General features: G+C 71.8%; 22 protein-coding genes and 2 pseudogenes. 11 read left to right on the top strand and 13 right to left on the bottom strand.

Annotated features, from left to right (window positions below; genetic code table 11):
• Nucleotides 1–27 precede the first annotated feature (27 nt).
• Nucleotides 28–723, bottom strand: a complete 696-nt coding sequence (locus tag BMZ82_RS20980) for an alpha-ketoglutarate-dependent dioxygenase AlkB family protein (RefSeq protein WP_093777981.1) — start codon at nucleotides 721–723, stop codon at nucleotides 28–30.
• 78 nt (nucleotides 724–801) lie between these two features.
• Here BMZ82_RS20980 and BMZ82_RS20975 point away from each other — a divergent pair, with 78 nt between their 5' ends.
• Nucleotides 802–1,941, top strand: a complete 1,140-nt coding sequence (locus tag BMZ82_RS20975) for a methyltransferase (protein WP_093777979.1) — start codon at nucleotides 802–804, stop codon at nucleotides 1,939–1,941.
• A gap of 25 nt (nucleotides 1,942–1,966) precedes the next feature.
• Here BMZ82_RS20975 and BMZ82_RS42720 read toward each other — a convergent pair.
• Nucleotides 1,967–2,122, bottom strand: a pseudogene (locus tag BMZ82_RS42720) (L-lysine 6-monooxygenase); the annotation flags it as partial.
• Here BMZ82_RS42720 and BMZ82_RS20970 point away from each other — a divergent pair.
• The 3 genes and pseudogenes from BMZ82_RS20970 to BMZ82_RS20965 form a co-directional block, all read left to right on the top strand.
• A pseudogene (locus BMZ82_RS20970) lies at nucleotides 2,115–2,375 on the top strand (iron chelate uptake ABC transporter family permease subunit); the annotation flags it as partial. The pseudogenes BMZ82_RS42720 and BMZ82_RS20970 overlap by 8 nt on opposite strands.
• A 2-nt stretch (nucleotides 2,376–2,377) precedes the next feature.
• On the top strand, nucleotides 2,378–2,593 hold the full coding sequence (locus BMZ82_RS40780) for a hypothetical protein (protein ID WP_177244580.1): 216 nt from the start codon (nucleotides 2,378–2,380) through the stop codon (nucleotides 2,591–2,593).
• Nucleotides 2,563–2,907, top strand: a complete 345-nt coding sequence (locus tag BMZ82_RS20965) for an iron chelate uptake ABC transporter family permease subunit (RefSeq protein WP_256252028.1) — start codon at nucleotides 2,563–2,565, stop codon at nucleotides 2,905–2,907. Before BMZ82_RS40780 ends, BMZ82_RS20965 begins: the two co-directional genes overlap by 31 nt.
• A gap of 201 nt (nucleotides 2,908–3,108) precedes the next feature.
• On the opposite strand, the gene BMZ82_RS20960 is transcribed toward BMZ82_RS20965, so the two are convergent.
• From BMZ82_RS20960 to BMZ82_RS20945, 4 genes are all read right to left on the bottom strand, one after another.
• Complete coding sequence (locus BMZ82_RS20960; RefSeq protein WP_093777977.1) at nucleotides 3,109–5,451, bottom strand: MFS transporter; 2,343 nt, start codon at nucleotides 5,449–5,451, stop codon at nucleotides 3,109–3,111.
• Nucleotides 5,452–5,617: 166 nt separating this feature from the next.
• Nucleotides 5,618–7,564 (bottom strand): molecular chaperone HtpG, encoded by a 1,947-nt coding sequence (gene htpG / locus BMZ82_RS20955; RefSeq protein WP_093777975.1) that lies wholly within the window; start codon nucleotides 7,562–7,564, stop codon nucleotides 5,618–5,620.
• 158 nt (nucleotides 7,565–7,722) lie between these two features.
• A complete protein-coding gene (locus BMZ82_RS20950; RefSeq protein ID WP_256252027.1) occupies nucleotides 7,723–8,592 on the bottom strand; it encodes a hypothetical protein in 870 nt (289 codons plus the stop codon).
• 114 nt (nucleotides 8,593–8,706) lie between these two features.
• Entirely contained in the window at nucleotides 8,707–9,330 is a 624-nt protein-coding gene (locus BMZ82_RS20945) for a hypothetical protein (protein ID WP_256252026.1), read from the bottom strand.
• A gap of 65 nt (nucleotides 9,331–9,395) precedes the next feature.
• On the opposite strand from BMZ82_RS20945, the gene BMZ82_RS20940 reads away from it, so the two are divergent.
• The 3 genes from BMZ82_RS20940 to BMZ82_RS20930 all read left to right on the top strand — a co-directional run bounded on the left by BMZ82_RS20940 (nucleotide 9,396) and on the right by BMZ82_RS20930 (nucleotide 13,093).
• The gene (locus BMZ82_RS20940; protein WP_177244579.1) at nucleotides 9,396–10,634 is read left to right on the top strand and encodes an MFS transporter; all 1,239 of its coding nucleotides are present in this window, start codon (nucleotides 9,396–9,398) and stop codon (nucleotides 10,632–10,634) included.
• Between the two features lie 49 nt (nucleotides 10,635–10,683).
• Nucleotides 10,684–11,454: a maleylpyruvate isomerase family mycothiol-dependent enzyme gene (locus BMZ82_RS20935; RefSeq protein WP_093777971.1), complete on the top strand. Its 771-nt coding sequence runs from the start codon at nucleotides 10,684–10,686 to the stop codon at nucleotides 11,452–11,454.
• A gap of 118 nt (nucleotides 11,455–11,572) precedes the next feature.
• Entirely contained in the window at nucleotides 11,573–13,093 is a 1,521-nt protein-coding gene (locus BMZ82_RS20930) for an MFS transporter (RefSeq protein WP_093777969.1), read from the top strand.
• 435 nt (nucleotides 13,094–13,528) lie between these two features.
• On the opposite strand, the gene BMZ82_RS20925 is transcribed toward BMZ82_RS20930, so the two are convergent.
• Nucleotides 13,529–13,825: a hypothetical protein gene (locus BMZ82_RS20925; RefSeq protein ID WP_093777967.1), complete on the bottom strand. Its 297-nt coding sequence runs from the start codon at nucleotides 13,823–13,825 to the stop codon at nucleotides 13,529–13,531.
• 288 nt (nucleotides 13,826–14,113) lie between these two features.
• Here BMZ82_RS20925 and BMZ82_RS20920 point away from each other — a divergent pair, with 288 nt between their 5' ends.
• Complete coding sequence (locus BMZ82_RS20920; protein WP_093777965.1) at nucleotides 14,114–14,410, top strand: DUF6332 family protein; 297 nt, start codon at nucleotides 14,114–14,116, stop codon at nucleotides 14,408–14,410.
• Here BMZ82_RS20920 and BMZ82_RS20915 read toward each other — a convergent pair.
• The 3 genes from BMZ82_RS20915 to BMZ82_RS20905 form a co-directional block, all read right to left on the bottom strand.
• Nucleotides 14,371–15,036 carry a response regulator transcription factor gene (locus BMZ82_RS20915; protein WP_093777963.1) on the bottom strand — a complete coding sequence of 222 codons (666 nt, stop codon included), beginning with the start codon at nucleotides 15,034–15,036 and terminating at the stop codon, nucleotides 14,371–14,373. The genes BMZ82_RS20920 and BMZ82_RS20915 overlap by 40 nt on opposite strands.
• A 32-nt stretch (nucleotides 15,037–15,068) precedes the next feature.
• Nucleotides 15,069–16,325 (bottom strand): sensor histidine kinase, encoded by a 1,257-nt coding sequence (locus BMZ82_RS20910; RefSeq protein WP_093777961.1) that lies wholly within the window; start codon nucleotides 16,323–16,325, stop codon nucleotides 15,069–15,071.
• A gap of 151 nt (nucleotides 16,326–16,476) precedes the next feature.
• Nucleotides 16,477–17,166 carry a TetR/AcrR family transcriptional regulator gene (locus BMZ82_RS20905; protein WP_093777959.1) on the bottom strand — a complete coding sequence of 230 codons (690 nt, stop codon included), beginning with the start codon at nucleotides 17,164–17,166 and terminating at the stop codon, nucleotides 16,477–16,479.
• Nucleotides 17,167–17,343: 177 nt separating this feature from the next.
• On the opposite strand from BMZ82_RS20905, the gene BMZ82_RS20900 reads away from it, so the two are divergent.
• A complete protein-coding gene (locus BMZ82_RS20900; RefSeq protein ID WP_093777957.1) occupies nucleotides 17,344–17,796 on the top strand; it encodes a nitroreductase/quinone reductase family protein in 453 nt (150 codons plus the stop codon).
• 76 nt (nucleotides 17,797–17,872) lie between these two features.
• Here BMZ82_RS20900 and BMZ82_RS20895 read toward each other — a convergent pair whose 3' ends face one another.
• Nucleotides 17,873–19,153 (bottom strand): geranylgeranyl reductase family protein, encoded by a 1,281-nt coding sequence (locus BMZ82_RS20895; protein ID WP_093778036.1) that lies wholly within the window; start codon nucleotides 19,151–19,153, stop codon nucleotides 17,873–17,875.
• A 274-nt stretch (nucleotides 19,154–19,427) separates the two neighbouring features.
• Here BMZ82_RS20895 and BMZ82_RS20890 point away from each other — a divergent pair, with 274 nt between their 5' ends.
• The gene (locus BMZ82_RS20890; protein WP_093777955.1) at nucleotides 19,428–20,786 is read left to right on the top strand and encodes a dipeptidase; all 1,359 of its coding nucleotides are present in this window, start codon (nucleotides 19,428–19,430) and stop codon (nucleotides 20,784–20,786) included.
• A gap of 18 nt (nucleotides 20,787–20,804) precedes the next feature.
• On the opposite strand, the gene BMZ82_RS20885 is transcribed toward BMZ82_RS20890, so the two are convergent.
• Both BMZ82_RS20885 and BMZ82_RS20880 read right to left on the bottom strand, forming a co-directional pair.
• Nucleotides 20,805–21,848 (bottom strand): NUDIX hydrolase, encoded by a 1,044-nt coding sequence (locus tag BMZ82_RS20885; protein ID WP_093777953.1) that lies wholly within the window; start codon nucleotides 21,846–21,848, stop codon nucleotides 20,805–20,807.
• Between the two features lie 148 nt (nucleotides 21,849–21,996).
• On the bottom strand, nucleotides 21,997–22,191 hold the full coding sequence (locus tag BMZ82_RS20880; protein WP_093777951.1) for a hypothetical protein: 195 nt from the start codon (nucleotides 22,189–22,191) through the stop codon (nucleotides 21,997–21,999).
• A gap of 137 nt (nucleotides 22,192–22,328) precedes the next feature.
• On the opposite strand from BMZ82_RS20880, the gene BMZ82_RS20875 reads away from it, so the two are divergent.
• Nucleotides 22,329–23,264 carry an ADP-ribosylglycohydrolase family protein gene (locus tag BMZ82_RS20875; RefSeq protein WP_093777949.1) on the top strand — a complete coding sequence of 312 codons (936 nt, stop codon included), beginning with the start codon at nucleotides 22,329–22,331 and terminating at the stop codon, nucleotides 23,262–23,264.
• The last annotated feature ends 295 nt before the right edge of the window (nucleotides 23,265–23,559 follow it).

The following is a 23,559-nucleotide window of genomic DNA, read 5'->3' as shown; positions in this document are numbered from 1 at the left end:
AGAGCGAGTCTCCCATGATCCGCTTCGTCAGGTGGCGTCCGGGAAGCCACTGACCCGCAGGGTCACGTTCAGCCGCCCGGTCAGCCCGAGCCCGGCCGGCGCCGTGCCCGGCAGGACCCGCGGCACCCCGTGGTAGGCGAGCCGGGACGGCCCCCCGAACACGAACAGGTCGCCGCTGCGCAGCTCGACGTCGGTGTAGGGGCGGGTCCGAGTCTCGGTGTTGCCGAAACGGAAGACGCAGGTGTCGCCGAGGCTGAGGGACACGACGGGCGCGGCGGACCGCTCGTCGGCGTCCCGGTGCATGCCCATCCGGGAGTCGCCGTCGTAGAAGTTGATCAGCGCGATGTCGTACGCCGCCGCCCCTGCGCCTTCCTGCTCCCCGCCCACCCCTTCCCCGCTCTCCTCTGGTCCCAGCGCGTCGGTGACCGCTCGGCGGCCCAGTTCGGCCAGCCAGGTGGGGAGGGGTTTGACGGGTGCGCCGTCCCCGTCGGTGGCGGTGCGGGCGTAGGCGTACGGGTACCAGTGCCAGCCCAGGCAGACCTGGCGGGCGGTCATCGTGCCGCCGCCGGGGGTGCGGACCGTGCGCAGGCCGGCCGGTGGGCGGGCCCAGTCGCGGCAGGCCGCGAGCAGCGCGCGCTGCCGCGCCTCGTCCAGCCAGTCGGGGACGTGCACCGCGCCCGGCGCGACCTGCGCACGCTCCCGGGGAAACAGCTCGGTGTCCATGCACCCATCCTCCGCCATGGGTCCGACACCGGGCCTGAGCTGCGGCTCGGTTAGCCTTGCCGCACGATGAACGACCGTATGACGACGCCGTGGGGCGAGGTCTCGCTGGCCCGCCACCCCGAGGATCCGCGCGAGACGCTGCGCGCCTGGGACGCTTCCGACGCGTACCTGCTCCGACACCTCGTGGAGCGGGACGTCCCGCTCACCGGTGCGGTGGTGGTGCTGGGCGACCGCTGGGGTGCGCTGGTCACGGCGCTCGCGGCGTACCGTCCGACGCAGATCACCGACTCCTGGCTGGGGCAGGAGGCGACCCGGGCGAACCTCGCGCGGGCCGGTGTGGAGACCGGCGCGGTCCGGCTGCTGACCACCCAGGACCCGGTGCCGGACCGGATCGACGTGCTCCTGATCAGGGTGCCCAAGAGCCTCGCGCTCCTGGAGGACCAGTTGCTGCGGCTGGCGCACGCCGTGCACGCGGACACGGTCGTGGTCGCCGCCGGCATGGTGAAGGAGATCCACACCTCGACGCTGCGGCTGTTCGAGCGGATCCTCGGACCGACCCGGACCTCGCTGGCCGAGCAGAAGGCCCGGCTGATCCTCTGCACCCCTGATGCATCGCTGAAGCGCCCCGTCAACCCATGGCCGCACGCCTACGACCTCCCCGACGACGTCGGCGGCACCCTCGCGGGCCGTCCGGTCGTCAACCACGCGGGCGTGTTCTGCGCCGACCGGCTGGACATCGGCACCCGGTTCTTCCTCCGCCACCTGCCGGCGACGAGCGGCGCCCGCCGGGTCGTCGACCTGGGCTGCGGCAACGGGATCGTGGGGACGGCGGTGGCGCTGGCCAATCCGGCGGCCGAAGTGCTGTTCACGGACGAGTCGTTCCAGGCGGTCGCGTCGGCGGAGGCCACCTACAAGGCGAACGGGGTGCCGGGGCACGCCGAGTTCCGGGTCGGGGACGGGCTGGCGGGGGTGGCGGACGGCAGCGTGGACGTCGTGCTGAACAACCCACCGTTCCACTCCCACCAGGCCACGACGGACGCGACGGCGTGGCGGATGTTCACCGGGGCCCGACGTGCGCTGCGACCGGGCGGCGAGCTGTGGGTGGTGGGCAACCGACACCTGGGCTACCACCTGAAGCTGAAGCGACTGTTCGGCACCTGTGAACTGGTCGCCGGCGACCGGAAGTTCGTGGTGCTCCGGGCGACCAGCCGGGGGTGAGCCCCACTCCGGTGCCGATCCGTTCGAGGACGTCGGCGTCGAGCACCTGCTCCTCGCCGGTGGGCAGGAACTCCACGGCGATGCCGAGCGAGCCGTCGGCCCGCTGCCGTACGTCGCGCACGCGGGAGACGTTGAGGAAGCGCAGCCGCTCCCGGCCGGCGCCCCTCTCGCGGTCGGCCGTCGGCCCGCTGGTCTTCGTCGGCCTCGCCGTCCCGCACATGGCCCGCCTGATCACGGGCGCCGACCGGCGCTGGACGCTGCCGCTGTCCATGCTGCTCGCGCCGTCGCTGCTGTTGCTGCTGCTGCTGCTCGCCGACGTCCTCGGCCGGGTCGTCGTACGCCCCGACGAACTCGACGCGGGCGTGGTCACGGCGGTGGTGGGGGCCCCGATGTTCATCGCGCTGGTGCGCCAACGCAGGGTGGTGGCGGTGTGACGGTGACCGGCCGACCCACGGAGGCTGCCCCCGCCCGCCGGGTCCGGGTCGTCCGCGGCCGCTCCCAGCGCCTCTCGCTACGGGTGGAGCTCCGCGCGCTCACGGTCTGTCTCGTGGCGCTCGCCCTCACCGCCGCGATCGGCGTCCTCGCCCTGGCACCGGCGAGTACCCGATCTCCCCGGCGGACGTGGTGCGCACCCTGCTGGGCAGCCGACTGAAGGTCCTGAAGATGGGCGACGACGTGGCGGGCAGCTTGGGGGTACCCGGCGGGCGGGCGCGGTGTCCGTGGGCCGGCCCGATCCCGTTCGTGGCCCTCGTCACACCCCAACTGGCCCGCCGCCTCACCCGTGTCGCCGGCCCCAACCTGGCCGCCGCCACCTGCACCGGCACCGTCCTCGTCGTCACCGCCGACTTCGCATCCCAACGCGTCCACGAGACAGCCCAGTTACCGGTGGGCGTGGTGACGGGGGTGGTCGGCGGCCTGTATCTGGCACTACGGCTACGCCACCAGCGGCGGGCGGGGCGAATCTGAGACGGCAGGCCCCCGGAAGGTCTCCGGCGACCCGCCGCGCGAGGTCAACTACTCAGCAGCGTCCTCCAGTTCCAGGTCACGGGCCGTCCACATCGCCACCACCGAAGCCGACGCCACTGCCGCACCACCAGCAACGGGCCCCGGCGGATCCGAGACGACAGGCCACCAGACGGTGTCCAGCGGCCCGCCGCGCAGGGTGAACTACTCGGCGGCGTGCGCCAGTTCTATGTCGTGGTCGTCCACGTCGCCGCCGCCGAGGCTGACGCCGGTTGCCCGGGGTGGGTAGCCGGTTGCGATGACGGTGTACTGGCCGCTGTCCAGGTCGGAGAACGCGTACGCTCCGTCGTGCCCGGTTCTGGCGGTCGCGACGACGTTGCCCGCGGCGTCGACCAGGGTCACCCGCGCGTCGCCCAACGGAGCGCCCGCGCCGCGCACGGTGCCCCGTACCTGCGCGCCGGGCCGCAGTTCGACGTCGACCCGGGTGACACCGGTGGCGCGGATCTCCACGGGCAGGGCCAGCGGCCGGTGCTTGGGCGAGCTGACCGCGAGGGTCACGGGCCCGGGCACCAGGTCGGCGACGGAGAACTCGCCGATGCCGTCGGTCTGCGTGCTGGCCACCACGTCGCCGCGGGCGTCCGTGAGGATGACGACCGCCCCGCCGACCGGCACCCCGCCGTCGGCGGTCCGCACCACACCGGCCAGCCCGCTGGCACCGCCGAGCAGCACGTCGTACGTCAGCGGCTCCGCCCCGACCACGACCGTCGTGGCCTGCGGTTGATGGCCGTCGGCGGCGGCGACGAGGAGGTACGTGCCCTCCCCGGGCGCGTCGACGGCGTAGGCGCCGTCGGCCTCGGCGACCGCCCGGCTCAACTGCCGTCCGCCCAGCGAGATCAGCGTCACCGCCGCCCCGCCCACCGGTACGCCCTCCGCGCCGCGCACCTGCCCGCGCACCGGGTGCCCGCCGCCGGCCGGGCGGGCGTCGGCCAGCCCCGGCACGGTCGCCACCAACTCCGCGACGGCGCGGGCCAGCGGCACGGGGACCGCGGCGCCCATCGCCCGCTCGTCCGCTACGGCGACCTGCGCCACGACCACCGGCTCGGTGCCGGGCTTCTGGGTTGCCGTCCGCTGCCGGGGGATGAACCCGGCGACGAAGAGGGCGAGGAGCGCCGCGGCCGAGCCGACGGCCATGACGACCTTGAAACTGTTCTGCGAGGGCAGCGCGGTGGTGCCGAAGACGGTGGTCATCTGGGCCAGGATCACACCGGCGACGGCGCTGGCGGTGGTGGTGCCGATGGACCGCATCAGGGTGTTGAGGCTGTTCGCGGCGGCCGTCTCGGAGGGGTCCACCGCGCCCATGATGAGCGCGGGCATCGCCCCGTAGGCGAAGCCGATGCCGGCGCCGACGATGCAGGAGACCAGCACGAGCTGCCACACCTCGGCCATCAGCACGACGCCGACGCCGTAGCCCACGGCGACGATGACGGCGCCCAGCATCAGCGTCACCTTCGGGCCCCGCGCCTTGGAGACCAGCGCGGAGAGCGGCGCGACGGCCATCATCACCAGCCCCGTGGGGGCCATGACCAGGCCGGCGGCCAGCAGCGACCTGCCCAGACCGTAGCCCGTCGCCGTGGGCAGTTGCAGAAGCTGCGGCATGACCAGGGACATCGCGAACATGGAGAAACCGAAGGCCAGGGAGGCGAGGTTGGTCACCAGCACCTGACGGCGGGCGGTGGCCCGCAGGTCCACCAGGGGCTCCTTGACGCGCAGTTCGAACAGGCCCCACAGCAGCAGGACGACGACCGCCGCGCCGAACAGCCCGAGGGTGGTGGCGCTGCCCCAGCCCCAGTCGGCGCCCTTGGATATCGCGAGCAGCAGACAGACCAGCCCGGCCGCCATGCCGAGAGCGCCGACCAGGTCGAAGCGTCCGCCCGAGCGCACCTTCGACTCGGGCACGAACAGCGGGACGAGCACGAGGGCGACCGCGCCGAGGGCGGCCGACGTCCAGAACAGCGTGTGCCAGTCGAAGTGGTCCGCGATGAGCGCGGCGGCGGGCAGCCCCAGAGCGCCGCCGACGCCGAGGGAGGCGCTCATCAGGGCGGTCGCCGAACCGAGCCGCTCGGCGGGCAGTTCGTCGCGCATGATGCTGATGCCGAGCGGGACGACCCCGGAGGCGAGCCCTTGTAGGGACCGGCCGACGATCAGCAGGGGAAGCCCGTCGCTGAGGGCGGCCGTGACCGATCCGGCGATCAGCATGAGCAGGCTGACCAGCAGCATCCGGCGCTTGCCGTACATGTCGCCGAGCCGGCCCATGACGGGGGTGGCGACGGCGGCCGCGAGAAGCGTCGCGGTGACCGCCCAGACGGCGTCCGAGGCCGGGGCGTCCAGCAGCTTCGGCAGCTCCGGGATGATCGGGATCACCAGGGTCTGCATCACCGAGACCACGATCCCGCCGAAGGCGAGCACCGCCACGACGAGGCCGGCCCGCGGTACGGCGGTCCCCTCCCCCGTCACCGTCTCCGCGGACCGGGGTTGCGCATGGGACATGGTCGGGGCCTCCGTGGGGGATGCGGTTCTGCACCACTGCAGAGCAGCATCGTATGCCCGCTTGATTGACTCAAGCAACGAGCACTTTTTGGTGCGCGAACCGTACGCGGACCGTGAAGAGACCGGGCAGGAGGGGTCTCCTGCCCGGTCTCGCACGAACCGTCGGCTACAGCGCGCGCTCCAGGTGGTCCGCCACCAGCTTCACGAACCGGCCGGGCTCCTTGGGCCGCCCGCCCTCGGCGAGGACCGCCAGACCGTGCAGCAGCTCGGCGGTGTCGGCGAGCCCCGCGTGGTCCTCACGCTCCTTGTAGGCCTGGTTGAGGCCCTTCACGAGCAGGTGGTCGGGGTTGAGTTCGAGGATCCGCAGGGCACGCGGCACCTCCTGCCCCATCGCGCGGTACATGTTCTCCAGCGCCGGGGTGAGGTCGTGCGCGTCGGAGACGATGCACGCCGGGGACACGGTGAGACGCGACGACAGCCGCACCTCCTTGACGTCCTCGGCCAGTCGCTCCTTCATCCAGCCGAGCAGTCCGGCGTACTCCTCGCCCTGCTTCTCGCGCTCGCCGTCGGCCTTGTCGTCGTCCTCGCCGCCGAGGTCGACCTCGCCCTTGGCGACGGACCGCAGCGGCCGGCCGTCGAACTCGCCCACCGCGTCGACCCACACCTCGTCGACCGGATCGGTGAGCAGCAGGACCTCGATGCCCTTCGCCGAGAACGCCTCCATGTGCGGGGAGTTCTCGATGCTCTGCCGGGACTCGCCGGTCAGGTAGTAGACGGCGTCCTGCCCGTCCTTCATCCGCTCCACGTAACTCTTCAGCGTGGTCGGCTCGTCCTCGCTGTGCGTGGTCGCGAACGAGGAGACCGCGAGGAGCGTGTCGCGGTTGTCGGAGTCGGACAGCAGCCCCTCCTTCAGGACCGCGCCGAACTCCCGCCAGAACGTGGCGTACCGGTCGGGGGCCGCGGTCATCATGTCCTTGACCGTCGACACGACCTTCTTGGTGAGCCGGCGCTGCATCATCTTGATGTGCCGGTCCTGCTGGAGGATCTCACGGGACACGTTCAGCGAGAGGTCCGCCGCGTCGACCACGCCCTTGACGAACCGCAGGTACGGCGGCAGCAGCGCCTCGCAGTCGTCCATGATGAAGACGCGCTTCACATAGAGCTGCACACCGCGCTTGTAACCCTGGTTGTACAGGTCGTGCGGGGCGTGCGAGGGCACGAACAGCAGCGCCTGGTACTCGAAGGTGCCCTCCGCCTGGAGCCGGACGGTCTCCAGCGGCTCCCGCCAGTCGTGGCTGATGTGCTTGTACAGCTCGTGGTACTCGTCGTCGGACACCTCGTCGCGCGGCCGCGCCCACAGGGCCTTCATCGAGTTCAGCGTCTCGGCTTCGGGCGCGGCGACGGCGGTCTCGGAGGCCTCGGCGTCGGCGTCGTCGGTCTTGGCGGCGTCGGCGGCGGGCGCCGCCGGGACCATCCGGATCGGCCAGGTGATGAAGTCCGAGTAGCGCTTGACGATCTCCTTGATCGTCCAGTGCGAGGTGTAGTCGTGCAGTTGGTCGTCGGAGTCGGCGGGCTTGAGGTGCAGCGTGACCGTCGTGCCCTGCGGCGCGTCGTCCACCCGCTCCAGCGTGTACGTGCCCTCGCCGCGCGACGACCAGCGGGTGCCGTGGTTCTCGCCGGCGCGCCGGGTCAGCAGCGTCATCTCGTCGGCCACCATGAAGCCGGAGTAGAAGCCGACGCCGAACTGCCCGATGAGCCCCTCGGCCCCCGCCTCCTCCTGCGCCTCCCGCAGCTCCTGCGCGAACTTCGCCGTACCCGAGTTGGCGATCGTGCCGATGAGCCGGCCGACCTCCTCGTACGACATTCCGATGCCGTTGTCCCGGACGGTCAGGGTGCGGGCCTCGGCGTCGGTCTCGAGGTCGATGTGCAGGTCGGAGACGTCCGCGTCGGGCGCGTCGTCCCGCAGCGCGGCGAGGCGCAGCTTGTCCAGCGCGTCGGAGGCGTTGGAGACGAGCTCGCGGAGAAAGACGTCCTTGTTCGAGTAGACCGAGTGGATCATCAACTGCAAGAGCTGACGGGCCTCTACCTGGAACTCAAACGTTTCGGTCGACATGTCTGGCGTGTTCCTCACAGGTTCCGGGGTCTCCTGACTGGCGAGAGCCACTGTAAAACACCAAGTCAGGCTGGCGTGCCCGGTCTTCGACGCCAACCCCTGCCAACCCCTGCGAACCCTGCGAACCCCTGCGAACGCGTCCGCGCGGCCGGGCCCCGTCAGCGCATGAGCGCGCCGCGCAGCGTGAGGCCGTAGCCCACGCGCAGCCGCCGCAGCTCCCACAGGGCCACCGCGGTGACCGACAGCGGAGCCCCCAGCACGAGCCCGATCCGCACCGGCACCGGCGCGCCCTCGTACGCCCCGGTCACCAGGTCGAGCAGCGCCATCTCCCATACGAGCACCAGCGCCAGCAGCGGCGGGACCGTCTCGTGTATGTCGGCGGTGCGGAAGACGTGCACCAAGGACAGCCCGATGCCGTAGACGACGAACGGCAGGATCCAGCCGACCGCGAGCAGCATGACGAGGACGGTGACCGCCGTCGTCACGGGGTTCGTGGCGAACCGCCCGTCGGCGAAGCCGGTGAGCACGAACACCGGGAACACGCCGACCGCGGCGATGATCGCAACGACCGAGCCGAACGGCTTGACCGCCCGCCGCAGCAACTCCTGCCGGGCCGGCGGCCGGGCCACACCGATCAGCACGCCGACGACCACCGGGAACGTCACGGACAGGACGAGGACGTTGTTCCAGGACTGGTTGACACGGTCGTTCGCGAAATCCCCCACGGACCGGGCGAGTTGATACGACACCACCACCCACACCACGGCCGCCAGACCGACACCGGTACGGATCTTCTGCATCCGGGCCACCACCGGATCGTCGACCCGCCCCGGCCGCGACGGCCGAAACACCTTACGCCCGACGGCGATCGGCCCGACGGCCCGCCACACCCGCCGGACCAACCCCACCCGCGGCACGAACGGCGGCACCGGCGGCGGCCCGTAGGGCTGGTTCGGCGGATACGGCTGGTTCGGCTGCTGGTAGGGGTCGTACGGTGGCCGACCGCCCTGCTGATTCCAGGCGTTCATGTAGCGGGCTCCCCCGAGTCACGGCTGATGTACTGACGGGCTGACGCGTCGATACGACGGACGCGTCGCGGAAGCTTAGTGGTCGCACCCGCGCATGCCGGAGATACCGGGAAATCAGCGCGGAATCTCCTCCACCTCCGCGAAGCCTGCCGTCCGGCTCCACCGGAGCCGGGTCAGGTACTCCGTGGAAGCCTCGCTGAAGACCAACTCCCGTACGTCGTCCACGGCGACGACCTTCTCCCAGCCGTCGAACTCCTCGGTGAGCTTGGTGTCCCAGCGGGACAGGTCACCGACGCCGACCGCGGCGATCGACTCCATCGGCGGTTCACCGTCGTAGCAGTAGTCGCCCCAGTTCGCGATGACGGCGACCGTCCCGCCGAACTCCTTCAGCGTCAGGCTCTGACACCGGTCCGTCACGGTCGCGTACACCACGTGCGGCGCGCTCCACACTCCCGCACCCGCACCTCGGTGCCGCTCGACGAGCCCCCGCCCGGCGACGTACGACATGCCCACGCGCCGCCCGTCGGACAGCTCGATCTCCTCGTCGAACCGGGGGCCGGAGGGCCGCGGCGAGGCAACCGCGCCGGTGGCCGAGGCAGTGGCCGAAGCCCCCTCTCCCCTGCCTCCGGTGTCGCCGGTGTCGCTGGTTCCTCCGGTTCCGCCGCAGGCCACCGCGCCGCCCACCAGCATCAGCGCCGTCCCCACCAGGGCCCACCGCCGGTCTCCGTGCATTCGCATCCCCCCATGATCCCCTAGGGGCAGGTCCCCTTGTCCGGCTCAGGGCAACCCCCTAGCCTCGTTTAGTGCCGCTCATAAACAAAACCCGAACGCACAACGCCGTGCCGGGCGACGGCGACCACCTCACCCACCTCCGCATCGCCCTGACGACCTTCTTCGCCCTCGACGGCTTCGTCTTCGCCGGGTGGGTCGTCCGCATCCCCGCCATCAAGCAGCAGACCGGCGCCTCCCCCAGCACCCTCGGTCTCGCGCTCCTCGGTGTCTCCGCGGGCGCGGTGATCACCATGATGTTCACGGGACGCCTGTGCCACCGCTACGGCAGCCACCCGGTCACCGTGGCCTGCGCGATCCTGCTCTCCCTCAGCGTCACGCTCCCCCCACTCACCCACTCAGCGACTGCGCTCGGGGCTGTCCTGCTGCTGTTCGGTGCGGCTTACGGCAGCCTGAACGTCGCCTTCAACAGCGCCGCCGTCGATCTCGTCACGGCACTGCGCAGGCCGATCATGCCCACCTTCCATGCCGCTTTCAGCCTCGGCGGCATGACCGGCGCCGGTCTCGGCGGCCTGGCCGCGGGATACCTGTCCCCCACACACCATCTGCTGGGCCTCGGGGCCATCGGCCTGCTCGTCACCGCGTTCACGGCACCCACACTCCTGCGGTACGAGCCACCGCGCCCGCCCGAAGACGCCGTCACCGCACCCGAGGCTCCGGCCCCCACGAAGGCCCCGCCGACAGCACCCCCGCGCAGCCTCACCACCCGTACCCGCCGCCCGGTCGTCGTCTTCGGCCTGATCGCACTCTGCACGGCCTACGGCGAAGGGGCCCTCGCCGACTGGGGCGCACTGCACCTGGAACAGGATCTGGGCTCCTCCGCCGGGGCCGCCGCGGCCGGTTACGCCTGTTTCGCGCTGGCCATGACGGTCGGCAGACTCACCGGCACCACCCTCCTCGAGCGGCTCGGCCGCACCCGCACGGTGGTGACCGGCGGCGCGGTCGCGGCGGTCGGGATGCTGCTCGGCTCCCTCGCCCCGGCACTGTGGGCGGCGCTGCTGGGCTACGCGGTCGCAGGACTCGGCCTGGCCAACCTGTTCCCGGTGGCCGTCGAACGCGCGGGCGCGCTGGCCGGCCCGAGCGGCGTCGCCATCGTCTCGACGCTCGGCTACGGCGGCATGCTCCTGGGCCCGCCCGCCATCGGCTTCATGGCCGACTGGTTCTCCCTGTCCGCCGCCCTCACCAGCGTGGCGGTACTGGCAGCGGTGGCCGCCGGGATCGGCCTCGCCACGCGCCGCGCGACGGCCGACTGAACACACGACAGCAGCTCTCCCCCAGCTCCCCCATGGAAACTATGGAGCTATGAAGACTGCCGAGTTCATTCGCGTCCTCGACCGCGAGGGCCGGTCGCTGGCCGCCGCCGCGGCCGAGGCCGGCCCCGGGGCGAAGGTACCGACCTGCCCGGAGTGGCAGGTCAGGGACCTGCTGCGGCACACGGGGGCCGTGCACCGCTGGGCCACGTCGTTCGTGGCCGAGGGCCACCCTTCGTTCCGCCCCTTCGACGAACCGCCGGACCTCGACGGCGACCCGCTGCTGAACTGGTTCCGTGAAGGACACGCACGGCTCGTCGACACCCTGTCCACCGCCTCACCCGACCTGCGGTGCTGGCAGTTCCTGCCCGCGCCCTCGCCGCTCGCGTTCTGGGCCAGACGTCAGGCGCACGAGACGGCCGTACACCGGGTGGACGCGGAGTCGGCCCGGGGCCGGACACCCGAGGAGATCGCCCGGGAGTTCACCGTCGACTTCGCGGCGGACGGCATCGACGAGCTGCTGCGCGGCTTCCACGCGCGCGACAGGAGCGGGGTGCGCACCGAGAAGCCCCGGGTCCTGCGAGTACGGGCGACGGACACGGCCGACGCCGTGTGGACCGTACGCCTGTCGACAGAACCGCCCGTGACGGAGCGCGAGGCGGAAGGGAACCCCCAAGCGGATGCCGAGGGGGTCGTCGACTGCGAGGTGTCCGGGCCGGCGACGCTGCTCTATCTCGCGCTCTGGAACCGCCTGCCGCTGCCCGCCGTGACCGGGGACGCCTCACTGGCGAGGCTGTGGCGGGAGACGTCCGCCGTGAACTGACAAGCCACCGACGTCAGTTCGCCGGCATCCCGATCCACACCGCGCACCGCACAGGAGATTTATTGCGCGCAAATTAAATGCGCACGCAATCAATGCATGCACATGTACTGTCTCCGGCATGACCTCTCCGCTCCCCTCCCCCGCGTCCCCTCTCGTCGAGGGCCGCTGGACCGCCCGGCTGTGGGGCACCCTGCTGGTGCTGTGCGCCGCGATGTTCCTGGACGCGCTGGACGTGTCGATGGTCGGCGTGGCCCTGCCGTCCATAGGCGCTGACCTGAGCCTTTCCACCTCGACCCTGCAATGGGTCGTCAGCGCCTACATCCTGGGCTACGGCGGCCTGCTCCTCCTCGGCGGCCGCACGGCCGACCTGCTCGGCCGCCGCCAGGTGTTCCTGGTCGCCCTCGGCGTGTTCGCGCTGGCCTCGCTGCTCGGCGGGTTCGTCGACTCGGGTCCGCTGCTGATCGCGAGCCGGTTCGTCAAGGGCCTCAGCGCGGCCTTCACGGCACCGGCCGGGCTGTCGATCATCACCACGACGTTCCCGGAGGGCCCGCTGCGCAACCGCGCCCTCGCCATCTACACCACCTGCGCCGCCACCGGCTTCTCGATGGGCCTGGTCCTCTCCGGCCTGCTCACGGAGGCGAGTTGGCGTCTCACCATGCTGCTGCCCGCACCGATCGCCCTGACAGCGCTGGCAGCCGGCCTGAAGCTGCTGCCGCGCAGCGCACGCGAGAAGGACCACGACGGCTACGACGTCCCCGGCGCGGTCCTCGGCACCGCGTCGATGCTGCTGCTGGTCTTCACCGTCGTCCAGGCCCCGGAGGCCGGCTGGGCGTCCGCCCGCACGCTGCTGTCGTTCCTCGCCGTCGTCGTCCTGCTGACCGCGTTCGTCCTCGTCGAGCGGCGTTCGGCGGGCCCGCTGATCCGGCTGGGCGTGCTGCGTTCCGGCAGCCAGATCCGCGCCCAGCTCGGCGCGATGGCCTTCTTCGGCTCGTACGTCGGCTTCCAGTTCATTGCCACCCTGTACATGCAGACGCTGCTCGGCTGGTCGGCGCTGCACACGGCGCTCGCGTTCCTGCCGGCCGGTGCGCTGGTCGCCCTGTCCTCGACGAAGGTGGGCTCGATCGTGGACCGGTTCGGCACCCCCCGGCTGATCGCGGCGGGCTTCGTCTTCATGGTCGTCGGGTACGCCCTGTTCCTGCGCGTCGATCTCGACCCGGTCTACGCCGCCGTCATCCTGCCGTCGATGCTGCTGATCGGCGCGGCCTGCGCGCTGGTCTTCCCCTCGCTCAACATCCAGGCCACCAACGGTGTGGCGGACCACGAGCAGGGCATGGTCTCGGGGCTGCTCAACACCTCGGTGCAGGTCGGCGGCGCGATCTTCCTCGCGGTGGTGACGGCGGTGGTGACCGCGAGCACCCCGGCCGACCCGACCCCGCAGGCCGTCCTCGACAGCTACCACTCCGGCCTCGCGGTGGTGACCGTCATCGCCGCCACGGGCCTGCTCATCACCCTCCCCGGCCTGCGCACCCGACGCCCCCAGGGCTCAGTCGTGATCGCCAGGTCCACGGCGCCGGAGACGGACCCGAAGGCTGATCCAGAGGCCGGGGCGGAGGCGGGGCCGGGGCGGGCGGTGGTGTGATCACCGGCAGGTGATCACACCACCGCGTGGAAGTTCCAGACCGGCTCGCAGTGGGTGCATCTGCCCGCCGAGTACGGCTGATGGAAGGGCGTCTACACCCGGCTGCGAAAGTGGGCAGTCAACGGTACCTGGGAGCGGGTGTTCACTGCCCTGCTCGCCCAGGCCAATGCCGAGGGCGAGTTGGATTGGGATGCCGGCCGCTGTGCTTCGCCCTCAGCCCGGCCAGGCGGGTGACGCGCCCGCTGTTCGAGCCCGTCATGGCTGGGCTGCGTGTTCCAGGCGAGGTGCTCCTCAGGCAGCCAGTCGCGCAGGTCAGGAGGCTGCAAGGGCGCGGCAGCGCTTAACCTCGATCGCATGTGAGGATGTTCTGTGGCATGCCCCGATGGTCCAAAACGGCCTGGACAGCAAAGGTTTGTGCGACAGCTTCCTTGAGAATCAGGTGCCAGAGTTGTCGACGAACCCCACGATATCGAGAAATTCGATTTTGGGCGGGACGCCATAAATCCCCGTCACCTTTTCGACGAGTTCCTCCGTGAAGAAGGCGCGGCCCTTCTCCTCGTCATCCCACACGTAGAAGTTCCTTGCCTGCACGCCGTCTTCGTCGAGCATGAAGCTCTTGAAGCGAAGGCCGGCCATGCCTTCGAACGGTCCTCGGAGTTCGCCGGCAATCTTTGCGATAGTTGAGCGATCGAACTTGCCGGTCTGCGCGAAAGTCACGAGCACGCCGATCATCGGGCCTCCTATCGATCGAGTGATGTTAGCGGCGGATCCTAGTACACACGGCCGGAAATTCCGGTCGTGAGCCCGCGAGTCGCAGGTGCGGCTCGCGGTCGGCGACGCGGGCCAGTAGCGCGTCGCGCTTTGCGTGCGTGAACACCCGCTCGAACGGGCGGGCGATCTGGCGATGCAAGGACACCTGTCTTCCCCCGCGCCCCGGCAGCCGGGCAATAGCCCTGCCTCCCCGTGTGCGCCCGGCGGGGCCGATTGCCTTGCCGGGCGCACACCTGTGAGACTGGCCGGATGAGCGGTTACGGGGGACGGCGTACTCAGGCCGAGCGGGACGCGATCACCGTCGAGATCGGATACGCGCTGTGCAGTGCGGTGTTCGCGGCGGCGGTGCTCTTCGGGGCGGTCGCCGGACCGGCGCTGCTGTTCGAACTGCCGGACCTGGCGGAGAAGTCGCTGCTGCGGGCGGGCCTGGTGCTCGCTCCCCTGGTGTTCGCGGCCCGGGTGATCTCCGTGCTGCTCCGCTTCCGTACGGAGGCCGGTCCGGCGGCTCAGCCGAGCCAGCCCGGCCGGACCAACCCCGACTCGTAGGCCAGGACGACCAGTTGGGCCCGGTCCCGGACGCCCAGCTTCACCATGGTGCGGCTGACGTGGGTCTTGGCGGTGAGCGGGCTGACGACCAGCCGACGCGCGATCTCGTCGTTGGACAGGCCGATCCCGACCAGCGCCATCACCTCCCGCTCGCGTTCCGTGAGCCGGCTCAACTCACCTGCCGTGGCAGGCTCCTTGGAACGGGCGGCGAACTCGGAGATGAGCCGGCGCGTCACTCCCGGCGACAACAGCGCGTCCCCGGCGACCACCGCCCTTACGGCGCGCAGGAGTTCGTCCGGCTCGGTGTCCTTGACCAGGAAGCCGGAGGCACCCGAGCGGATCGCCTCGAAGACGTACTCGTCGAGTTCGAAGGTGGTCAGCATGACCACCTTGACGTGCGAGAGCGCCTCGTCGTCGGTGATGCGGCGGGTGGCGGCCAGGCCGTCGAGGAGGGGCATCCGGATGTCCATCAGGACGACGTCGGGCCGCAGTTCACGCACCGCGCGCACCGCCTCGTCCCCGTCGGCGGCCTCCCCGGCCACCTCGATGTCCGGCTGCGCGTCCAGCAGCGCCCGAAACCCCGCCCGGACCAGCGACTGGTCATCGGCGAGCAACACCCGGATCACCGCTCCTCCTTCACTCACCGCTCCTCCCTCGCTCACTGGTTGTCCCCTGTCCCGTCGTCGCGTTGCCCGTCCCGAGTGGGCAGTACGGCGCGTACGCGGAAGCCGCCGTCGGGACGCGGTCCCGCCTCGATCGTGCCACCCAGCGCCGCGGCCCGCTCCCGCATCCCGGCGAGACCGTTGCCGCTGCCGCCCGCGTCGGCGCCGGTCGCCGGTCCGTCGTCGTCGATCCGCAGCCGTAGCGTCCCGGCGGTCTGATCGAGCCGCACGCGCGCGTGGCGCGAGCCCGAGTGGCGTACGACGTTGGTGAGGGCTTCTTGGACGATGCGGAAGGCGGCGAGGTCTGTGTGGGGCGGCAGGCGGGGCGGTCGGCCGGTCACGGCGACGGTGAGTCCGGCCCGCGCCGCCTGTTCCACGAGTTCGGGCAGCCGGTCCAGGCCGGGGGCCGGTGTACGCGGCGCGTCTCCCGGCGTGCGGAGGCTGTCGAGCACCTGGCGCACCTCGCCCAGCGCTTCCTTGCTGGCGGACTTGATGGTGGTGAGCGCGGTGCGCGCCTGCTCGGGATCGGCGTCGAGGAGCGCGAGGCCCACGCCCGCCTGCACGTTGATGACCGACAGACTGTGCGCGAGGACGTCGTGCAGTTCGCGGGCGATGCGCAGCCGCTCCTCGTCGGCGCGCCGCCGGGCGGCCTGGGCGCGTTCGGCCCGCTCCCGGGCCCACTGTTCCCGCCGGATCCGGGCCAGCTCCGCGACCGCCACGACCGCCACGGCCCATCCGGCGACGACGATCTCCTGCCCGAAGGGCGCGGGGTCGTCACCGGCGGGCGGCAGCCACCGGTACAGCCAGTGCGCGACCAGCAGGTGTACGGCCCACAGCATGCCCAGCGCCGTCCAGGCGGCCCGCCGGTGCCCGGCGACGACGGCGGCGAAGCAGGCCACCGCGACGGTCAGGAACACCGGCCCGTACGGGTAGTCGGCGCCCAGGTAGAGCGCGGCGGTGGCCGCCGTGCCGAACACGACGGCCACCGGGTGCCGGTGCCGCCACAGCAGCAGCCCGCAGGCGACGACCAGCAGCACGCGCGCGAAGACGTCGAGCGAGGCCCGCTCGCCCTCCTCCTGCGCATGGGCTGCGAAGTGCGAGCCGACGAGGACGAAGACGGTGATCAGCACGGTGGAGGGCCAGGGCCACCGCGGCGCGCCCGGCCCCTCGCCCTCCCCTTGACGCGACCACGGTGGCCCGTGCCGCCACCACCTGCCCGGGCCGGCGCGCCCGCGCACCTGCTCTTCGTCCATGCCCGCCACGCTAGACGCCACCGCCCGCACCGGACGTCCGCCGGGCGAGGGCACCCCCGGTACTCCCCTGGAAGTACGCGCCCCCTTGGAAGTAGGTGCCCCCCACTTTGGAAGTACGCGCCGACGCGGTCGCGCCCCAGGCTTGGCGCGTCTAGCGGAGCCCCACCTGATGGGCGAGCCGTGTGACCGCGTACCGGAAGAACGGTTCGCGTTCCTCCACGATCCGGTGGAACTGTCCGAACACCTCGAAGCCGACGAGCCCGTACAACTGGGCCCAGGCCGCGACGAGTGCGGCGACCGCGCCGGGCGGCAGGTCGGGGGCGAGGTCGGCCGCCATGCGTACCGCCTCGGGGACCAGGTCGTCCGTCAGGAGCGGTACCTCCAGGCCGTGCGCCCGGTGTGCGTCGCGCATGATGCCGACGAGGAGGAGGCCGACGCGGGCGGCGGCCGGGACGGTCTCCTGGGGCGCGCTGTAGCCGGGCACCGGCGAGCCGTAGATCAGCGCGTACTCGTGCGGATGCGCCAGCGCCCAGCCGCGCACCGCCTCGCCGACCACGACCCAGCGCTCGACGGGAACGGCGTCGGCGACGGCGGCGTGCGCGGCCTCCGCGCTCTCGCCGAGGGAGTCGTAGGCGTCGATGATGAGTGCGGTGAGCAGGTCGTCGCGGCTCGGGAAGTAGCGGTACAGGGCGGAGGAGACCATGCCGAGCTCACGGGCCACGGCGCGCAGCGACAGCTTGGTGGCGCCCTCGGACGCGAGCTGTCTGCGGGCCTCGTCCTTGATGGCGGCGGTGACTTCGATCCTGGCGCGGGCGCGGGCCCCTCGAATGGTGCTGCTCATGGAGAGCAGTGTCCCATGAAACGGATCGTCGCACACGGTTCGGATCGGCGAACACATTTCGGATTGGTGCGCAAAATAGAGAGCACTGCTCTTGCTTCTATGCACCGATCTCAGGCAGACTCGCACCAAGCGAAGAACCGAGAGCAGCGCTCTCTCACTGACCGGAGGTCACCCGCCATGTCGTCATCGCCGTACTACCTCAAGGGCAGCCCGCTCAACGTCCGTCTCAACGGCGTCATCGGCTGGCTGGCCCGGCACGGCTTCAGTCTCATGGGCTCGGCGGAGATGTCCGTACGGGGTCGCAAGAGCGGCCGGATGCAGCGCATCCCGGTCAACCCGCACTCGTACGGCGGTGCCCGGTACCTGGTCTCGGCGCGCGGGCACTCGCAGTGGGTGCGCAACATGCGGGTCGCGGGCGGCGGAGAGCTGCGGGTCGGGCGCAAGGTGCGGGCGTTCTCCGCGGTGGAGCTTCCCGACGAGGAGAAGCTCCCGATCCTGCGGACCTACCTGGAGAAGTGGGGCTGGGAGGTCAACCAGTACTTCAACGGCGTCACGGCCAAGTCCACGGACGAGGAGATCGTCGCGGCGGCCGGCGACCACCCGGTCTTCCGGATCACGGTCGAGGACTGACCGGTCGAGGACTGAGCGGTCGAAGGCCGAGCCCTGAGGACCGAGCCCCGTACCGCGACTTCTGGCCGCCGAAGGACTACTCGCCCTCCTCCGCCACCGGCGCCGACGCCGAATCCGCGGCAGAGGCAGCGGCCGCATCCGGGGCGGGGGCCGGGGTCTGTGCCTGGGCCTGGGCCTGGGCCTGCCGCCGGTCCATGGCGGTCAGCGCCCGCTGGGCCATCGGATGGGTGCGGACGAGCTCGCCCAGGGTCGTGCGGCCGCGCGTGATGTCGGTGAACGCCCGCCAGGCCGGGCGGAAACCGGTGAGGGCAGCGTGGAAGAGGCCGGGCCGCCGCTCGAAGACGGTGAGCATCCGCTTGCCGACGCTCATCTCCACGCCGAGGCCCGCCTTGATCGCGAACGCGTAGTTCAGCGCCTGCCTGCGGGTGTCCACCGCGTCGTGCGCCTCGGCGATCCGGACCGCCCACTCGCCCGCGAGCCGGCCCGAACGCAGCGCGAAGGAGATGCCCTCGCGGGTCCACGGCTCGAGCAGACCCGCCGCGTCCCCGCACACGAGCACCCGCCCGCGCGAGAGCGGCGAGTCCTCGGCACGGCAGCGGGTCAGGTGGCCGGAGGAGATGCTCGGCTCGAACCCGGCGAGGCCGAGTCGCCCGATGAAGTCCTCCAAGTAGCGCTTGGTGGCGGCGCCTTCGCCGCGTGCCGAGATCACCCCGACCGTGAGCGTGTCCCCCTTGGGGAACACCCAGCCGTAACTGCCGGGCATCGGGCCCCAGTCGATGAGGACCCGGCCCTTCCAGTCCTCGGCGACCGTCTCCGGAACCGGGATCTCCGCTTCCAGGCCGAGGTCCACCTGGTCGAGCTTCACGCCGACGTGCGCGCCTATCCGGCTCGCACTGCCGTCCGCGCCGACCACCGACCGCGCCAGCAGCGTCTCGCCGCCCTGGAGGACGACGGCGACCGTGCGCCGGTCGGGAACGGCCGAGCCGTGCTGCTCGACGCGCTGCACGGTGACGCCCGTGCGCAGCTCGGCGCCCGCCTTCTGGGCGTGCTCGACGAGTTGCTGGTCGAACTCGGGCCGGTTGATCAGCCCGAACAGCATCTGCCGGGAGCGCCGGGTCCGGGTGAAACGCCCGTTGTTCGAGAAGGTCATGGCGTACACCCGGTCGCGGAAGGGCAGCTCGAAACCGGGCGGCAGGGCGTCGCGCGAGGGGCCGATGATGCCGCCGCCGCACGTCTTGTAGCGGGGCAGCTCGGCCTTCTCCAGCAGCAGCACGCGCCGCCCCGTGACCGCCGCCGCATAGGCGGCCGACGCCCCCGCGGGCCCCGCGCCCACCACCACGACGTCCCACACCCGCATGTCGTCCGTCGAAGCGTTCTCGGCGTCCGTCGAAGGGTTCTCGTCGTCCGCCGAAGAGTTCTCGCTGCTCACGATGGTCTACTGCTCCCGATCAAGCCGCTTGCCGCACCTGTCCCCCGCATCCTACGGCGGAGATCGTCACGGTCCGATGACGGTCCGCCGTGGAAGGATCGGCGGCGTGCGCGACCCCGTCCCAGCAGCGCGTACGCTCGCACGGTCCCCCGAACGGACCAGTGACACCCACTACAACGTCGCACCCACAAGGAGCGTGCCCATGTCGCCGAATTCGGTCGCCGAGACCGTCGCCTCGCTCATGCCCAGGGCGCGGGTGGAGCTCACCGAACTGGTGGCCTTCAAGTCGGTGGCGGACTTCGACCAGTTCCCCAGGAGCGAGAGCGAGGCCGCCGCCGACTGGATCACGGCCGCCCTGCGCGCCGAGGGCTTCCAGGACGTCGCGCTGCTCGACACGCCCGACGGCACCCAGTCGGTGTACGGCTACCTGCCCGGCCCCGCCGGCGCGAAGACCGTCCTGCTCTACGCCCACTACGACGTGCAGCCGCCGCTGGACGAAGGCGCCTGGACCACACCGCCCTTCGAGCTGACCGAGCGCGACGGCCGCTGGTACGGCCGCGGCAGCGCCGACTGCAAGGGCGGCTTCATCATGCACCTGCTCGCGCTGCGCGCCCTCAAGGCGAACGGCGGCGTCCCGGTCCACGTCAAGGTGATCGTCGAGGGCTCCGAGGAACAGGGCACGGGTGGTCTGGAACGGTACGCCGAGGAGCACCCGGACCTGCTGACGGCCGACACCATCGTGATCGGCGACACGGGCAACTTCCGCGTCGGACTGCCGACGGTCACCTCCACCCTGCGGGGCATGACCATGATGCGGGTGCGGATCGACACCCTTGAGGGCAACCTGCACTCCGGCCAGTTCGGCGGGGCCGCGCCCGACGCGCTGGGCGCGCTGATCCGCGTCCTGGACTCGCTGCGCGCCGAGGACGGCTCGACCACCGTCGACGGCCTGACCGACGCCACCTCGCGCTGGGAGGGTTTGCAGTACGACGAGGCGCAGTTCCGCCAGGACGCCAAGGTGCTGGACGGCGTCGAGCTGATCGGCTCCGGCACGGTCGCCGACCGCATCTGGGCCCGGCCCGCCGTCACCGTCCTCGGCATCGACTGCCCGCCGGTGGTCGGCGCCACCCCGTCCGTGCAGGCGGGCGCCCGCGCGCTGATCAGCCTGCGGGTGCCGCCGGGCGTGGACGCGGCCGAGGCGACGAAGCTGCTCCAGGCGCACCTGGAGGCGCACACGCCGTGGGGCGCGCGCGTGAGCACCGAACAGATCGGCCAGGGCCAGGCGTTCAGCGCCGACACGACCAGCCCGGCGTACGCGGCGATGGCCGAGGCGATGGCGGTCGCCTACCCCGGCGAGGAGATGCAGTACGCGGGCCAGGGCGGTTCCATCCCCCTGTGCAACACCCTCGCCGCTCTCTACCCGCAGGCGGAGATCCTCCTCATCGGCCTGAGCGAGCCGGAGGCCCAGATCCACGCGGCCAACGAGAGCGTGTCCCCGCAGGAGTTGGAGCGGCTGTCGGTGACGGAGGCGCTGTTCCTGCGCAACTACGCGGCGAGCTGAGCCCTCCGGGGACACCGGCTAGCCCGTGGGGATGCCCGCCTCCAGGTAGAGGGTGGTGGCGCCTTCGCGGGCGCGCAGGGCCCAGCGGAGCCGTTCGTAGCGGACCGGGGGCAGCAGGTCGGCCGCCTCCTCCTCGGTGACGAAGCGCCAGGCGCGCAGTTCGGGGCCGGGCAGCAGCAGTCCGGCGATGGCCGCCGGGTCGAGCCGGCCGCCGTCGAAGAGGAGGCGCAGCCCGCCGTAGCCGGGCGGCTTCGGGCGTTCCCAGTCGACGACCAGCAGCCGGGGTACGTCGGCCAGCCGGATCCCGGTCTCCTCCTCGACCTCGCGCACGCCCGCGCGCGCGGGTGCCTCGCCGGGCTCCACCACGCCGCCGGGGAACTCCCAGCCGGGCTTGTACGTGGGGTCGACGAGCAGGACCCGGTCCTGCTCGTCGAAGAGGAGCACGCCGGCGGCCAGCGTCTCGGCGGTGGGCTCGGGGGTCTGCACGATGGCGCAGGTGGCCACGGCGCCGCTGCCGACGGCCTCGGCGATCCGGGCGGCCGTCTCGTGCGGGGTGAGGGCGCCGTTGTCCACGGGGTGGGCGTCGGCGGTGAGCCAGGAGGCGAGGGCGGCGTGGTACGGCTCGATGTGGTCGTACGACCACTGGCGGATCCGGATCTCGCCGTCCGGGAGGTCCGCGGGGACCTCCCGGTTGGCTATTCGCTCGCGCAGGATCGTTTCCGCCGGGGCGAGCAGGACATGCCGGACCGCGATCCGGCGAGCTGCGAGGCCGCCGAAGATCTCGTCGCGGTACTCCTGGCGCAGCAGGGTCATGGGGACGACGAGGGTGCCGCCCAGCTCGGCGAGGAGCGCGGCCGCCGTGTCGATCACGAGGCGGCGCCAGATCGGCAGGTCCTGGAAGTCGCCGGCCTCGGCGAGTCTCTTGGGCGGCAGCAGGTGTGGGAGTGCCCCGCCGACGACCTCGGGGTCGAAGAGCGTGCTGTTCGGGATCAGGTCGATCAATTCCCGTGCGGTGGTGGTCTTCCCCGCACCGAACGCGCCGTTGATCCAGACGACGGTCACAGTTCCCCCTCTGCTGTTGGCCCCCTGTGGCTTGCCCGCTCCACCCTGCCACGGAAACCAGTTCCAGTTGAGGACGCATGAACGACGCGACGCCGGCACCCCTCGCGGTGGGGTACCGGCGCCACGTCGGCCGTTCGGCCCGTCTCGTTCAGTCGTTCTGCCCCAGGGCGTTGTCGTCGACGGCCAGGCTGTCGCTGGCGATGGTGTGGTCGAGGGTGCTGAGGGTGTCGCCCAGGTTCAGTCCTTCGAGGTCCGTGGCGCCCAGGGCGTGCGAGGGGGTGATCGCCGCGACGACGAAGCCGGTGGCGAGGGAGGCGATGGCGAGCATGCTGCGCTTCTTCATGCGCGGATCAACTGCGCGGACGGGCGCGGGGTCACGCGTCACCCGGCAATCCGCTCGCAACCCGGTAATCCCCTCGCACGATCGATCCGCCTGCGACGAGAATGCCGTGGTCACCGACGGTTCCGAGGAGTTTCGCCATGACCGGTCCACAGCACGCCCACGCCTCCCTCGACGGACTCGTGACCGGCGACGCCTTCGGTGACCGCTGGTTCACGCACTCCGACGAGCCCGCCGAGGAGCTGTGGGCGGCGCGCGAGCCGCGTCCCGCGCCGTGGCCGTGGACGGACGACTCGGCGATGGCGTTCGTCCTGTTCGCCCACCTGAGGGCTCACGGGGAGATCCGTCCGGGCGACCTCGCGCGGGAGTTCGCCGCCGAGTACGTCCGCGACCCGGGGCGCAAGTACGGCCCGTCCATGCACGGTGTGCTGCGGCGCGTCGCCGAGGGCGAGGACTGGCGGGCGGTGACCACGGGGCAGTTCGGTGGACAGGGTTCGTACGGCAACGGCGCGGCAATGCGGGTCGCTCCGCTGGGCGCCTGGTTCCGGGACGACCTGGCCGTGGCCCGCGAGCAGGCGCGGCTGTCCGCACTGGCCACCCACGCCCACCCGGAGGCGGTCGCGGGGGCGGTGGCCGTGGCGGTCGCCGCCGCGCTGGCAGCCGCCGGCGAGGGCCGGGAGGCCCCGCCGCGCGCCGCGTTCCTGGAGGAGGTCGCTTCGTACGTGCCCGACAGCGACGTCCGCTCCGGGCTGCTGGTGGCCGCGAGGTTCCCCGAGCACACCTCGGTGCGCCACGCGGCGTCCGTACTGGGCTCGGGAAGGCTGATCTCGGCTCCGGACACGGTGCCCTTCGCCCTCTGGTCCGCCGCGGGCCACCTGGACGACCTGCCCGAGGCCCTGTGGCAGACCGTAGGCGGGTGGGGCGACCGAGACACGACCTGCGCCATCGCGGGCGGCGTCGTCGCGGCCCGCACCGGCATGGGCGACATCCCGCCCACCTGGCGCGAGTCGACCGAGACCATCCCCACCTGGAGCGGCTGGGACGCCCACGCAGCAGCCCACCAGGCCACCGGCTGACGGCCACCCGCCCGAGGACCACACACATACTCGCCGGACTACGGCGATCCGCGCCCCGATGGACCGCACCCGCACCCGCACGGACGACATCCCTCGGTTGCCTGGCGCCAGGCAACCGAGGTGGGTGTCCCCGCCTGGAACGGCTGGGACACCCACGCAGCAGCCCACCAGAACACCGACTGACGGCCACCCGGACGAGGACCCGCACGCGGACAGCAGTCACGCCGGACCACGACGATCCGCGACCCGGGGCGCACGGCCACAGCACCTGGAAATCCGCCCGCCGAAGGCACGA

The sequence above is a fragment of the Streptomyces sp. yr375 genome (assembly GCF_900110755.1).
Classification (GTDB): domain Bacteria; phylum Actinomycetota; class Actinomycetes; order Streptomycetales; family Streptomycetaceae; genus Streptomyces.
The sequence above is the reverse complement of the archived record's forward strand: the minus strand, read 5'-3'. Positions and strand labels throughout refer to the sequence as shown.